Source organism: Bacillus salacetis (assembly GCF_049177075.1).
Lineage (GTDB): Bacteria > Bacillota > Bacilli > Bacillales > Bacillaceae_B > Rossellomorea > Rossellomorea salacetis_A.
This window is the reverse complement of record NZ_CP185377.1, coordinates 1,943,713-1,957,220: the sequence shown is the minus strand read 5'-3', so window position 1 is coordinate 1,957,220 and position 13,508 is coordinate 1,943,713. Positions and strand designations below refer to the sequence as shown.

The 13,508-nt window shown below is 42.8% G+C and carries 13 protein-coding genes, 2 pseudogenes and 1 other annotated feature; of the genes and pseudogenes, 14 read left to right on the top strand and 1 reads right to left on the bottom strand.

The window, feature by feature from the left end; all coding sequences use genetic code 11:
* Position 1: 1 nt before the first annotated feature.
* The 12 genes and pseudogenes from ACOJQI_RS09905 (at position 2) to ACOJQI_RS09850 (ending at position 11,569) form a co-directional block, all read left to right on the top strand.
* Positions 2-769: a thiazole synthase gene (locus tag ACOJQI_RS09905; RefSeq protein WP_421385056.1), complete on the top strand. Its 768-nt coding sequence runs from the start codon at positions 2-4 to the stop codon at positions 767-769.
* A complete protein-coding gene (locus ACOJQI_RS09900; protein WP_421385055.1) occupies positions 766-1,785 on the top strand; it encodes a thiazole biosynthesis adenylyltransferase ThiF in 1,020 nt (339 codons plus the stop codon). Before ACOJQI_RS09905 ends, ACOJQI_RS09900 begins: the two co-directional genes overlap by 4 nt.
* Positions 1,786-1,797: 12 nt before the next feature.
* Complete coding sequence (gene thiD / locus ACOJQI_RS09895) at positions 1,798-2,613, top strand: bifunctional hydroxymethylpyrimidine kinase/phosphomethylpyrimidine kinase (protein WP_421385054.1); 816 nt, start codon at positions 1,798-1,800, stop codon at positions 2,611-2,613.
* 25 nt (positions 2,614-2,638) lie between these two features.
* Positions 2,639-3,247: a thiamine phosphate synthase gene (gene thiE / locus ACOJQI_RS09890; RefSeq protein ID WP_421385444.1), complete on the top strand. Its 609-nt coding sequence runs from the start codon at positions 2,639-2,641 to the stop codon at positions 3,245-3,247.
* Positions 3,248-3,384: 137 nt separating this feature from the next.
* Positions 3,385-3,606, top strand: coding sequence for a hypothetical protein (locus ACOJQI_RS09885; RefSeq protein WP_421385053.1), 222 nt, complete (start codon positions 3,385-3,387; stop codon positions 3,604-3,606).
* On the top strand, positions 3,607-3,945 hold the full coding sequence (locus ACOJQI_RS09880; RefSeq protein WP_421385052.1) for an HIT domain-containing protein: 339 nt from the start codon (positions 3,607-3,609) through the stop codon (positions 3,943-3,945).
* A 157-nt stretch (positions 3,946-4,102) separates the two neighbouring features.
* Positions 4,103-4,651, top strand: a pseudogene (locus tag ACOJQI_RS09875) (protoglobin domain-containing protein); the annotation flags it as partial.
* 48 nt (positions 4,652-4,699) lie between these two features.
* The gene (locus ACOJQI_RS09870) at positions 4,700-5,410 is read left to right on the top strand and encodes a methyl-accepting chemotaxis protein (RefSeq protein ID WP_421385443.1); all 711 of its coding nucleotides are present in this window, start codon (positions 4,700-4,702) and stop codon (positions 5,408-5,410) included.
* Positions 5,411-5,755: 345 nt separating this feature from the next.
* Positions 5,756-5,982 (top strand) — a binding site (T-box leader).
* A 52-nt stretch (positions 5,983-6,034) separates the two neighbouring features.
* On the top strand, positions 6,035-7,951 hold the full coding sequence (gene thrS / locus ACOJQI_RS09865) for a threonine--tRNA ligase (RefSeq protein ID WP_421385051.1): 1,917 nt from the start codon (positions 6,035-6,037) through the stop codon (positions 7,949-7,951).
* A 135-nt stretch (positions 7,952-8,086) separates the two neighbouring features.
* Positions 8,087-8,545 (top strand): GNAT family N-acetyltransferase, encoded by a 459-nt coding sequence (locus ACOJQI_RS09860; protein WP_421385050.1) that lies wholly within the window; start codon positions 8,087-8,089, stop codon positions 8,543-8,545.
* A gap of 418 nt (positions 8,546-8,963) precedes the next feature.
* Positions 8,964-10,214: a nitroreductase family protein gene (locus tag ACOJQI_RS09855; RefSeq protein ID WP_421385049.1), complete on the top strand. Its 1,251-nt coding sequence runs from the start codon at positions 8,964-8,966 to the stop codon at positions 10,212-10,214.
* On the top strand, positions 10,211-11,569 hold the full coding sequence (locus tag ACOJQI_RS09850; RefSeq protein ID WP_421385048.1) for an APC family permease: 1,359 nt from the start codon (positions 10,211-10,213) through the stop codon (positions 11,567-11,569). The genes ACOJQI_RS09855 and ACOJQI_RS09850 overlap by 4 nt, the downstream gene beginning before the upstream one ends.
* Positions 11,570-11,791: 222 nt before the next feature.
* Here ACOJQI_RS09850 and ACOJQI_RS09845 read toward each other — a convergent pair.
* Positions 11,792-11,896, bottom strand: a pseudogene (locus ACOJQI_RS09845) (phospholipase); the annotation flags it as partial.
* 175 nt (positions 11,897-12,071) lie between these two features.
* On the opposite strand from ACOJQI_RS09845, the gene ACOJQI_RS09840 reads away from it, so the two are divergent.
* Both ACOJQI_RS09840 and ACOJQI_RS09835 read left to right on the top strand, forming a co-directional pair.
* A complete protein-coding gene (locus ACOJQI_RS09840; protein WP_421385047.1) occupies positions 12,072-12,317 on the top strand; it encodes a stage VI sporulation protein F in 246 nt (81 codons plus the stop codon).
* A gap of 101 nt (positions 12,318-12,418) precedes the next feature.
* Positions 12,419-13,504, top strand: coding sequence for an NAD(P)/FAD-dependent oxidoreductase (locus ACOJQI_RS09835; protein WP_421385046.1), 1,086 nt, complete (start codon positions 12,419-12,421; stop codon positions 13,502-13,504).
* The last annotated feature ends 4 nt before the right edge of the window (positions 13,505-13,508 follow it).

The following is a 13,508-nucleotide window of genomic DNA, read 5'->3' as shown; positions in this document are numbered from 1 at the left end:
AATGTTGAAAATAGGTTCTTATGAATTTAAATCCAGATTGTTATTAGGTACGGGCAAATATCCTGATTTTGATATCCAAAAGAAAGCGGTCGACGTTTCTGAAACAGAGGTTTTGACCTTTTCTGTTCGAAGAATGAATATTTTTGAACCCAGCCAGCCTAATTTCCTTGAAAAAATCGATACTGAAAAATATACCCTTCTGCCAAATACGGCGGGCGCTAAAACGGCAGAAGAAGCTGTAAGGACAGCAAAACTTGCCAGGGCTTCAGGGCTGTGTGACATGATCAAGGTAGAAGTCATAGGGGATTTCAAGACACTGCTCCCTGATCCGATTGAAACGTTGAAAGCAACGGAACAATTATTGGAAGAAGGGTTCACTGTTCTTCCTTACACATCAGATGATGTCCTTCTTGCGAAAAGACTTCAGGAGATGGGCGTTCACGCCATCATGCCAGGTGCTTCCCCTATTGGTTCCGGACAGGGGATCATTAATCCGCTTAACTTAAGTTTCATCATTGAACAAGCAACAGTCCCGGTTATTGTGGATGCAGGGATCGGATCACCGGCTGATGCCGCTTATGCCATGGAACTCGGAGCAGACGGTGTGTTGTTGAATACGGCCGTATCGGCAGCAAAGGACCCAGTTAAGATGGCTGAAGCAATGAAACTCGCCATTGAAGCCGGCAGGCTCGGATTTGAAGCAGGACGGATTCCCAAAAAACGCTATGCAACGGCAAGCAGTCCGATGGAAGGAATGAGCACTGTTTGAATGATCGATATTCCAGACAAGAACTTTTCAGCGGGATAGGCAAAGAAGGGCAGCAAAAGCTATCTCAAAAACATGTATTGATTGTGGGAGCCGGTGCTTTGGGAAGCGGCAATGCAGAGGCACTTGTGCGTGCAGGTGTTGGCAAGGTAACAATCATTGACAGGGATTATGTAGAATGGAGCAACCTCCAGCGGCAGCAGCTCTATAAAGAGAAAGATGCAGAAAATCGAATCCCTAAAGCTGTCGCAGCCCGGCAAAGGTTAAAGCAGATCAATTCCATGGTAACAGTCGAAGCGATTACAGCCGATGCAGGTGTACCTGAATTAGAAAAACTTCAAAAAGGGGTAGATGTCATCGTCGATGCGACAGATAACTTCGATACCCGCATGATTATTAATGATATTTCACAAAAATATCGGATTCCATGGGTGTATGGTGCTTGTGTCGGCAGCTATGGAATCAGCTATACCATACAGCCAGGTCTCACACCTTGTCTCCACTGCCTGCTTGGAAGTGTGCCGCTGGGAGGAGCCACATGTGATTCAGCAGGAATCATCAGCCCAGCTGTCGGAATGGTCGTCAGCTACCAATCTGCAGAGGTTCTGAAGCTGCTCACAGGTGACCTCGACCATTTAAGAAACAAGCTGGTTACTTTTGACTTATGGCAGAATCAGCACTCTTCCATTTATCCGGGTTCCTTGAAAAAAGAGGAGTGTCTTTCATGTGGAAACAATCCGACTTATCCTTTCCTGAGCTACGAAAACCAAACCAAAACGGCCGTTCTTTGCGGAAGGAATTCGGTACAAATCAGGCCGGCTGCAAAAGGAGAGAGAAACCTGGAAGAGACAGCTGCAATGCTTGTTAAGACTGGAGGAAAAGTGGAAAGAAACCCTTTTCTATTATCCTATGAAATTTCCGGCCGCCGTATGGTCTTATTTAAAGATGGGCGTGTACTTATCCATGGGATCAACGATATTGCGGAAGCCAAAAAAATCTATCATCGCTATTTAGGATAGGAGGAAGACTTAATGGAAACGGCAAAAGCATTGACCATCGCCGGCTCTGACAGCGGCGGCGGTGCCGGTATACAGGCAGACCTCAAGACTTTTCAAGAACTTAAGGTATATGGTATGTCGGTACTGACAGCAGTAACAGCACAAAATACTCTTGGTGTCCAAGGCGTTTACCCGGTGAAATTGGAAGCTATAGAACAACAGTTGAAATCACTATCAGAAGACCTCACCCCTCAGGCAGTCAAAACAGGAATGTTGTTCAACAGTGAGGTTATCGGAGTCGTTGCCTCCTCATTGGAAAAGTATCAATGGAGCAATGTGATAGTTGATCCTGTCATGATCGCTAAAGGAGGCTCTCCTCTTTTACAGAAAGAGGCAGTAAACGCATTAAGAGAAAAACTGATTCCACTCAGCACTGTCATTACGCCGAATATCCCTGAAGCAGAGGTCATAACCGGAATAAGCATCGATAGTATGGACAGGAGAAAAGACGCAGCAAGTGCCATAGTGGAACTTGGTGCGCATTCCGTGGTCATAAAGGGCGGCCATGATGATACAGCTACAGCATCAGACCTCTTTTATGATGGAAGCCGTTTTGAGACATTCAGCACTCCGAGAATTCAAACGATGAATACACACGGAACCGGCTGTACATTTTCGGCAGCCATTACAGCCCAGCTTGCTAAGGGATCATCCCTGCAAGAGGCTATTTACACAGCGAAAGCATTCATTCAAGCCGCCATTCAGAACGATCTCCACATCGGTTCAGGCCATGGCCCTACCAATCACTGGGCTTACAACAGTAAGGAGCTGATGCCAATTGACGCTTAGAGACTCATTATCTTTTTATTTTGTGATGGGGAGTGTAAATTGTGCAACTGATCCCCTTAAAGTGGTTCAGGATGCTCTTTCAGAAGGAGTCACGATGCTTCAATTTCGGGAAAAAGGGAGCGGATGCCTTCAAGGTGCCCATGCAGAAAAACTGGCAAGGGATCTGCAGTCCGTTTGCGCTGAATATAATGTTCCATTCATAATCAATGACGACATTGAATTAGCTTTGAAGATAGATGCCGATGGTGTACATATCGGGCAGGAAGACGGCGAACCTGCAATGGTGAGAAAACGAATAGGAAATAAAATCCTTGGGGTATCAGCTCATTCTGTTTCCGAAGCAGCGGCTGCCATTGATGCGGGAGCAGATTATTTAGGCGTGGGTCCCATGTTCCCAACCTCGACCAAGTCTGACACCAGGCCTGTCAGCGGTCCCGCTCTTATTCAGAAGATGAGACAACTTGGCATTGATCACCCTCTAGTTGGGATCGGGGGCATAACCCCTGACAATGCTATTGAAGTATTAAGAGCAGGTGCAGACGGAGTGGCAGTAATATCCTGTATTAGCAGTTCGCCGGATCCGGGAGCTGCTGCTGAGAGAATGAAAAACGTGCTTTTAGAAGCAAGGTGTTAAGAGAAAGGGCGTGTTTCTATTTTGGAACACGCTCTTTTCTATGAGTATATATATTTCACAAAAAATTTCGGCAATTATTGAAACATTGCCTTCTTGGCACTCGTCTAAATGATGAAAACCTAGGAGGAGGAATGACTTTGACTGTCGACCAAAAGAAAACTGTACTGCTATTGATGCTTGTTTCCACCTTGATTGGAGTTGCTGTAAGATTATTTGATGTAAGCCGGTCATCTCATGAACTTGTTTCCTTTCACAGCCTCGATATCCTCGTGCTGCTGATAATCATGGCCCTTAGCGGAGCAGGTCTCCTTCTGATGAATACAAGTTCGAATATTAATAATAAAGAAAAGGTGAAGTAAGTGACCAATGATTTTTACTGCGAAGAAGTATTAAGTGGAAATACCGAGGTAGATAAAGTAAGGGAAACGGACAATGTATTGGCGTATCATCATACAAAACCTTTTTATCCTGTACATATCGTCGCCATTCCCAAGAAGCATATATCTTCCCTGATCACCCTGGATGAAAGTGACCATCCGCTCCTGCTTGAATTGATGCTTGTCATCAAAGAGATTGCAGGCTCGATTACAGAGAAACACGGGTCATGCAAGATCATCACCAATCTCGGGAAGTACCAGGACTCCAAACATCTCCATTGGCATATCGTTTCAGGAGAGCCCTTAAAGCAAAAACAATGAATACCATCTGGCCGTTAAAGTGCCGGATGGTTTTTTATTTTCCCTTTTTACGCAAGACCTCCTTCATGATTCTTGAATGAAGCCGATAATAAGGATATATCGGCTCAATGGAGTCGTACTACCTGCATAAAGTGTCAAGGGAATAGGGGTTGCTTTTATGAAAATGGGATTATTTAAAGGTTCAAAAAAGAAACAAGAAACGAACAAGCTGAGTGCTGATTCGTTCAAAAGCCAGGTGAGAATCGACCTGGAATCTTCCAACTACATGAAACAAATGGAAATGATCAATCTGACAGAGGATGATTTATGCTACATAAAGAAACTTCAGCCTTGGGTCCAGGAACACCTCAATCAGATAGTTGAACAGTTTTACAAAAATCTCAGCAATGAGCCGTCATTACTTGAAATCATCAATGATAACAGTTCCATTGACCGGTTAAAGAAAACACTGCACAGACATATCGACCAGATGTTCAACGGTATTATTGATGCAGACTTTATTAAACAAAGGTTTGTGATTGCCCACGTCCATGTAAGAATCGGCTTGGAGCCGAAGTGGTACATGTGTGCATTCCAGGACCTGTATCAATCACTCCTTAAAATCATTGATCAACACGCTGAAAGCTTTGGAGAATATAAATTATACAATCTTGCCGTCTCCAAAATATTGAATCTCGAACAGCAAATCGTGCTGGAAGCCTATGAAAAAGAAAATGACCGGATTCGTTTGGAATCTGAGGACTTAAAGAAAAATATGATCCATAACGTCAACCAAAATGCTGAAGAACTTGCTGCCATCAGCGAGGAAACGAGTTCAGCTATCCAGGAAATCGTTAATAAATCAAGGGAGATTGAAGGTGTAACCCAGCTTGGGTCACAGATTGCAATTGAAACTGAGGTACAATCGAATGAGGGGAAGAATAAACTAAAGAGACTTGAATCGGTAATGATGGATGCAGAAAACCATATGAGTAAAATATCAACGGATATGGAACAACTGATTTCCTCTTCAAAGAAAATTGAGCAAATTGCCGTGATGGTCACTTCCATTGCAGATCAAACCAATCTCCTTGCCTTGAATGCAGCCATTGAAGCAGCACGTGCAGGCGAAAACGGGAAAGGATTTGCTGTAGTTGCCGATGAGGTGAGAAAGCTTGCAGAAAATACAAAAGATGCGGTCTCTCAGGTGGGCAGTCTGATCAGTGAAATCAATGTATCTTCTTCTGCCATGTCAGATACAATCAATGAAATAAACAGTGGAATTCAATCCGGGTCGATTGAGACAAAAGAAACGAATGCATTCTTTGATCAGATTCTATCCTCCATGTTGAAGGTCAAACAGCAGAACATGCAGATTGCTCAGGAAATGTCAGACCTCACAGAAATTTTCGAGGACATCAGCGGAGCCGTTCAGCAGGTGGCTGTAACGTCTGATCAATTATCCAGTGTTACCAATTCAATCTGATGAATATTTTGGATTTTCAGGAAAATATTTTTAAAGTTTAGATTGACTTTGGTAAGCAGATGCTATATATTAATTAAAAATTTATATTAAACGTTGAAAAGGACATGAGTTTTCTTATTCGGTTTACAGAGAGGGAAGTCCCAGCTGAAAGCTTCCTAACGCAGAAAGACAAACTTACCGCCTTGGAGTTGTATTGAAGAAATCCAGTATTCAATACCGTACTGCTGCGATAAAGCACCTGAAGCCGCTGTTTATTTTACAGCGGGAAGCTGGGTGGAACCACGGGTCCGAAACACACTCGTCCCTTCATAGGGATGCGTGTGTTTTTTATTTTCTAAATGAATAAACATAGCGATGATAAGGACATGAGTTCTTCTAACCGGTACACAGAGAGGGAAGCCGCGGCTGAAAGCTTCCTAATGCAGAAGAAGAGACTTACCGCCTTTGAGCCGCATTGGTGAAATCATAGTAATCAATGCCGCAGAAGCTGCGATAAAGCACAAATGAAGCCGCCATGAATTTATGGCGGGAAGCTGGGTGGAACCACGGGCCAACACACACTCGTCCCTTTTTACAGGGATGGGTGTGTTTTTTATTTCAAAACTCAAAGGGAGTGGAATGAACATGAGTCAAAATGAAATACTCGTAAAGTTTCCAGATGGAAAGGAAAAGCTCTATCCGGCAGGTATATCATTGGAGGAGATTGCCCAATCCATCAGTCCTGGCTTAAAGAAAAAGTCAGCAGGAGGAAAAGTAAATGGAGCGCTGTATGATCTCAAACGGCCGCTGGAAGAAGATGCAGCTATAGAGCTTTTTGATATCTCTTCAAATGAAGGGATCGAGATGATGAGACACAGCTCCGCTCATATACTGGCACAAGCGGTAAGGCGTTTGTACGGAAAGGTCCATTTAGGTGTAGGTCCTGTCATCGAAAATGGATTCTATTACGATCTGGACCTCGATAAGAACTTATCAGAGTCTGAATTGGAGCGAATCGAGAAGGAGATGAAGAAAATCATCTCAGAAAATCACCAAATCAAGCGAGAAGAACTTTCCAGGAAAGAGGCAAAGGAGCTTTTCGCTTCTGATCCGTTAAAACTGGAGCTGATAGAGGAAATACCAGAAGGAGAAAAACTGACAATATATCGGCAGGGTGAATTTGTTGATTTATGCAGGGGCCCTCACTTACCTTCCACTGGAATGGTCAAAGCGTTTAAATTGACACATGTCTCAGGAGCCTATTGGCGCGGAGACAGCGATAACAAAATGCTTCAGCGGGTGTACGGGGCAGCTTTCCCATCGAAAGAAGCTCTTGATGATTATTTCATTTTTATTGAAGAGGCACAGAAACGAAACCATCGAAAGCTTGGAAATGAATTGGAATTATTCATGTTCTCCGAAGAAGCACCTGGAATGCCGTTTTATCTAAATAACGGACAGAAAATCCGAAACGAACTTGAGTTCTTCTTGAAACAACTTCAGCATTCTTATGAGTATGAAGAAGTCAGGACACCAATCATGATGAACCGAAGATTGTGGGAACAATCGGGTCATTGGGATCACTATAAGGATAATATGTATTTCTCTGAAGTCGATGATCAGAGTTTTGCCTTAAAGCCGATGAACTGCCCGGGTCATATGCTGATATTTAAGAATAAGCTGCATTCTTATCGGGACCTTCCTATCAGAATGGCTGAATTTGGTCAGGTGCACCGCCATGAATTCAGTGGTGCCTTGAACGGGATGCTGCGGGTAAGGACTTTCTGCCAGGACGATGCCCATATCTTTGTCACTCCTGATCAGATTGAAGAAGAAATCACTTCTGCATTGAAATTAATTGATTATGTATACAGCACTTTTGGCTTCCAATATGATATAGAACTCTCTACAAGGCCAGATGATTATATGGGAGAAGAGTCTCTTTGGGACAAGGCAGAGGAATCCCTGAAAAATGTACTAAAGAAACTTGGATATCATTTTACAATTAATGAGGGCGACGGAGCTTTTTATGGGCCAAAAATTGATATCCACATCAAGGATGCACTAAAGCGGAGCCATCAATGTGCAACTGTACAACTCGACTTCCAAATGCCTGAAAAATTTGATTTGCACTATGTTGATGAAAATAACCAAAAGGTCCGTCCTGTTGTTATCCACCGGGCTGTATTCGGTTCGATTGACCGCTTCCTGGGAATCCTGATCGAACACTTTGCCGGTGCCTTTCCGGTGTGGCTGGCACCACAGCAAGTATGTATCATCCCAGTATCACACCAGCATCATCATGAATACGGTGAGAAGATATATAAAAGGTTGAAGCAAGAGGGAATACGTGTCGAATTCGATATAAGGGAGGAAAAAATGGGCTATAAGATGAGGGAAGCCCAGATGAAGAAAATTCCTTATATCCTTGTCGTTGGTGATAATGAAAAGGAAAATGGATCGGTGAATGTAAGAAAGTACAGCGGTCAGGCATCCAATGAACTGCCTCTTGTAGAGTTCATCTCTTCACTCAAAAGTCAAATCAACAGCAAAAGCCTTTAAATTTTACCCGTCTTTCAATAAGAAAGACGGGTTTTCTGATACTTAATTGAACAAATAAAAAGGGATAGAAAAAGTAGTGGAGAACTTACATAAAGAGGAACAGTAGAGATCATTAACAATGCAGGGGGAAAGTAAATGGTTACACTTAAACAAATGACTTCTAAAGAATTCGACACTTTTCTGGAAAGAGCAGTTCAGAATTATGCAGAAGAAAAGACTGAAGCGGGGAACTGGGCACCTGAAGAAGCCCTTGAAAACTCTAAACAAGATTTTCAGCGGCTGCTTCCAGAAAGAGAAAATTCAGCCGATAACTACCTGTATACGATTTGGGATGAGGAAATTGAAGCCGGGTCTATTTGGCTGGCAAAAATCGGGAAAGAAGCAGGATATATCTATGATATCTACATTGATCCTGCCCATCAGGGAAAAGGATATGGCAAGCAGGCCATGTTGGAAATTGAGGAAGTGGCAAAAGACCTGGGCTTCAACCGGATTGAACTTCATGTATTCGGCCATAACCAGGCTGCTAGAAACCTGTACGAGAAACTGGATTATGAAATCACCAATTTAATCATGGCAAAAAAACTTTCCTAATGAGAAACCATCAGCTCCCCAGCTGGTGGTTTTTTTTATTCACCTATTCTTAAAAAATATAACATTACCTCTTGACGTTTGATTACTATCCTTGTATATTCTATATAAACACTTTATCGCATAAAAGCATAAAAGCATAAAAGCGTTAAAGCAAAAAAGCAAAAAAGCAATTCACTAACAATTACATAAATGACAGTGTACGGAAGCAGTAGCGGGTAAGCAGGCAGCAACAGAGACTGAATGGATGGTGTGAATTCAGGCAGCTTACAAGTGAATTACACCGTACTTAAAAGCTGTCACACAATGAAGTGGATGGAAGAACATTCTTCCATCAACAAGGGTGGTAACGCGGAGCTCCTTCGTCCCTTATGGGTGAAGGGCTTTTTTGTATTCTTTTATAGATTAGGGGTGCAAACAAATGGCGATGACAAAAGAAATGATCAAATTAGAGTTTGAGAGAGTTAGTGAATCAGAACAACATGCCCGGCTTGATCAATTCCTGGGCAGGATGAAACCAAGAAGGCAAGTAAAATCTTATTCTTCACATGCTGTATCTGAAAAAATGATCAAAAAGGCAATCCTGGCAGCCGGGACTTCTCCTTCAGGGGCCAATCAGCAGCCTTGGTCGTTCGTGTTGGTTTCAGAGCATGAATTAAAGAAACAGATACATAAGGCACTAGGAGAAAATGAGAGCCTTATCGAAACGGCACCATATATTGTGGCCCTATTCAAACAGAAACACGGTCTGGACAAAATTGAAGCGGGAGAGACGCTGAAGATAAAACATTATTATCCTAATGAATCAGCTGGGATTTGCGGAGGTTTTTTCATTGCAGCATTAAATCAGGCAGGACTTGATTATAACCTTCATAAACCTGTTAAATCATTATCAAGAATCCTTAAAAGGCCTGAGAATGAAGAGGCGTTCATGCTCTTTTCCATTGGAATGGCTGAAGAATACGAAGACTCGAAGAATTATAGACCAGTTGACCATATTTCTTCCGATATAGGCTTCATGGTTCCTTCCCTGGATTCCAACGGGATGCACCAGATATCAGCAGATTACTATAACAGCATCCGAAAGCGGCGGAATGTCAGGGACTTTTCTACAGAACAGGTTGACAAAACTCTTTTAGAAAAAGCCTTCAGCGCCTTGGAATCAAGTCCATTTCAGGATTCCTACCGCTTTGCCATCATAGCTGATGGAGATACCAAACAAAAGATCAGAGAAAAGGCTGAACAGGAAGAGAAGGTATTCTATGAAGAAAAAATCACCGACGTATGGAGAGACGCACTGAAGCCTCTCGGTACGAACTGGGAAAAGGCACACCTTACTGATGCCCCATTCTTGATCATCGTATTCAAAGTAAACAATGTGGCAGACCCTGGAACCATCTATTCACAAAAAACAAAGCCGATTATGGCTTCAGCCGTCAACACTGGCATCCTGATGAGTGCCATCCATCATGCCAACCTTTGTATGCTGACCCATACACCGAGTCCGATGACCTTTTTACGGGAACTGTTGGACCGGCCAAAAAATGAGCTGCCGATTGTCGTAGTTCCAGTGGGATATCCTGCCGAGAACTGCGAAGTACCGAATATCAACAAAAAACCTTTAGAAGACATCTTAACAACCATCACAGAAAGAGAAGGTGAAACATCATGAAAAATGGATTAAAACGTGAATTGGGAAAATGGCATGGATATGCCTTAATGATCGGAGGCATGATTGGCTCGGGTATTTTCGTAGTAACAGGTGAAGCGGGAGCCCAGGCAGGACCGTCAGTGCCTTTCGGATATGTAGTACTGCTGCCGGTATTGTTATGTTCCGCTCTTGCATACTTGATCTTTATGAGTACACCGCTTGGAAACAGCCCAGGTGGGGCATACGTGCATATCAGCCGCACCTTTAACAACTTCTTTGCAGGATTCCTGTTCATGTGGTTCCAATACATTGCATTGCTCGGTGTCATGGCCATCATGGCGATATCATTCGGTGACTACATTTCCAGTGTCATCGGAGCCGGGAATACAGCTGTCCTTGCCACTCTTTTGTTATTAGTGTTTTACTTATTGAACATCATTGGGGTTAAATGGTTCGGTGTGGTACAGCTGGTCATGTCAGCCATTCTCTTCGTAGCCATCCTTGTACTGGTTATCCCGGGCGTATTCTTTATCGAAACAGAAAATTTTTCACCGATGCTGCCCAATGGATGGAGCGGGTTTGTAGCAATCCTGCCGTCCTTGTTCTTTGCTTACTTCGGATTTGAGCAATTGGCACAGGCGGGAGGGGAAATGAAAGATCCTCAGAAAGCCATGCCAAAAACAATGTTGATCGGTTCATTTGCAACAGTCATCATCTACTTCCTTATTTCGATTGTAGCCTTCGGGGTTGTTCCTTATGATCAACTGGCTCAGTCACAAAGCGCCATGTTCGATGTCGCTTCCGTTTACCTTCCTGCAGGCGGGAAATGGATTGTTATGATTGGAATTATCATGGCATTTGCCACAACATTGAACTCACTGGTCATGGTTGTTTCAAGGATGCTGTTCGCATTTGCAGAGGATCGTGTCATCCCGACAGGCATTGCGAAAGTGAACAAACGCTTCAACACACCGCATGTCGCTATTACCATCAATACCATCATTGTCCTGGTCTTGATCTGGACAAGAACGCTTGATTACCTGTTAAATGTTTCTCTTCAGGGAATGTTCCTAATGTACATCGGGCATGCAATTGCCATGATCGCACTGCCATTTGTGAGGCCATCATTGTTCCAGACAGCACTGATCAAACCGAAATTACCGCTGATCATAATTTGTGGAATCTTTTCACTAAGCGTATTGCTTTTCTTCAGTTACACATTAATTCTTTCTGTCATCAAGCTTCTTTTAATTTGGACAGCAGTCGGAGTAGCCATTTTCCTCATCGGCAGAAGCCAGGGAAAGAATAAGCAGTTTGATTACGATTTCCAATTAGAAAGAGCTTGGAAAGAAGAAAATCCATCACAGACAATATAAAAAGAAACCGGACCCTCGTCGAGAGGCTGTCCGGTTCTTTTTTTAGCATGAAAACATTGTTTTTAATCTCATGAAAGCATACATAATCCGTGCATGTCTTCCCTCAGTGGTATCTGCGTTCATTCTTGCCCTTAACCTCTCCATGAACAGGCGGTCACAATGACAGGAAGGTCCATAACGGCTGTAGCATTCATCATGAGCCTTACATGCAGCATCAACAGCATTTACAGGAGCTCCAGGACCGCTGCAACCGGGACCGCAATATCGGTATCCCGGAAAGACGCAAAAGCCTTTAGATCTCCTGGTATTTCTCTTTCTCGGCTGCACAACCAATCCCTCCTTATTTCAAACTCTTAAATACATGATATGCAAAAGGTTTGTCATGGCTTGTTTAACCGCCTAAATAATCCAGAAATATTGCTAAGGTCGGGACGTCCGTTGATACAAGGTTTCTCCGTAGCACATAGGATGGATAGAGAAACCTTTTGAGAGGAGGACCATTATGTTTGGTAATTTCGAGAAAAAAACAGGGGTCAAAATGGACGATATCATGAAACTTGCTCAATCCTTCCAAAACACGAACTTCAAAGATGAAAAGCAGGTAAGAACACTGATAAAAAAAGTAGGCCAGTTGGCTAACAAGCCTGTTTCCCGAGAAAAAGAAGAAATGCTTGTCAAAGCAATTACTTCAGGAAATGTTCCGAAGGACATGAATGAGATAACAAAAATGATGAATAAGAAGAAATAAAGGTGAATGCGGCAGCTCTTTAAGGGCTGCTGCTTGTTTTTATCCCGGGAAAACCAGTACACTGAAAACTGCAGATACTCCTAATTAGAAAGGTCGTTTTCATGGAAAAAATACTATTGGCCGGCGGAGGCCATTCACATATACAGGTCTTAAAGAGATTAAAAGAAGAACCATTCAAAGAAGCTGAGATAACTTTAATTTCGCCTTCAAGATATCAATATGCGCCTGACCTGTTCCCAGGCTATGCTGAAGGAATATACAACGAACAAGAAATCAGGCAAGATTTACAGGAACTTGCAGAAGAGTCGGGTGTCAATTGGATGGAGGGGGCTGTGCTGTCTGTAGACCCGATGCAAAAACTGGCATTAACCGCAAATGGTGATATCCTTGATTTCGATATCATTTCTTTTAATATTGGTTCAATGACTAAAGGGACGGATGAACTCCCTTTTTCAGAAGATATCTATACTATTAAGCCTAATTACCAATTTACGAATGCAATTGATTCTGTCCGGGATGCAGAAAAGCTCGTCATTGCAGGAGGGAATGCATCTGCAGTGGAGATTGCTTCAACGCTGCACTCATGGAGACTGAAACAGGAAATACATACTCCCATCACTTTGATTACAGGTAACAGGACTCTGTCTGATATGGATGACAATATAACTAAAAAGATCTCACATTTCCTCAGGAAAAAAGGAATGAGACTGCATATTGATGAGGACATCCAGAAGGTAACAGAAAAAAGCGTCATTACTCGTTCACAAGGAATAATTTTTGATAAATTATTATGGTTAGAAGCTCCCAAAGCACCGGACCTCTTTAAGCTTTCCAAACTTCCGGTGACTGACAAGGGATACTTATCTATAGAGGAAACCCTGCAGGTAAAGAAGTATCCTTTTATCTTTGGTGCCGGTGGGTGTGCAGATATCGCAGGCAGCAGACCATCCCGAAACTCCATACTTCCATGCGTGAAACAAGGAAACGTATTATATACCAATATTAAGGGGTTCCTTGAAACGGGCGAGGGGGAGCTGTATACGGACCAAATAACAAACCCATTAGTATTTCATTTAGGAAACAAACAAGGTTTTGCTCTTTATAAGAATAGATCGTTTCATGGGAGGCTGCCTTGGGTTTTGAGACAGTTTCAGAATAAACAGCTGATAAAAATGATTAGTAAATGAAGAA

Coding starts and splice junctions, on each gene's coding strand:
- thiE (WP_421385444.1), top strand. CDS start 2,639: ATGGGGAGTGTAAATTGTGCAACTGATCCCCTTAAAGTGGTTCAGGAT.
- ACOJQI_RS09855 (WP_421385049.1), top strand. CDS start 8,964: ATGGCGATGACAAAAGAAATGATCAAATTAGAGTTTGAGAGAGTTAGT.
- ACOJQI_RS09870 (WP_421385443.1), top strand. CDS start 4,700: ATGATCCATAACGTCAACCAAAATGCTGAAGAACTTGCTGCCATCAGC.
- ACOJQI_RS09905 (WP_421385056.1), top strand. CDS start 2: ATGTTGAAAATAGGTTCTTATGAATTTAAATCCAGATTGTTATTAGGT.
- thiD (WP_421385054.1), top strand. CDS start 1,798: ATGGAAACGGCAAAAGCATTGACCATCGCCGGCTCTGACAGCGGCGGC.
- ACOJQI_RS09835 (WP_421385046.1), top strand. CDS start 12,419: ATGGAAAAAATACTATTGGCCGGCGGAGGCCATTCACATATACAGGTC.
- ACOJQI_RS09850 (WP_421385048.1), top strand. CDS start 10,211: ATGAAAAATGGATTAAAACGTGAATTGGGAAAATGGCATGGATATGCC.
- ACOJQI_RS09860 (WP_421385050.1), top strand. CDS start 8,087: ATGGTTACACTTAAACAAATGACTTCTAAAGAATTCGACACTTTTCTG.
- ACOJQI_RS09840 (WP_421385047.1), top strand. CDS start 12,072: ATGTTTGGTAATTTCGAGAAAAAAACAGGGGTCAAAATGGACGATATC.
- thrS (WP_421385051.1), top strand. CDS start 6,035: ATGAGTCAAAATGAAATACTCGTAAAGTTTCCAGATGGAAAGGAAAAG.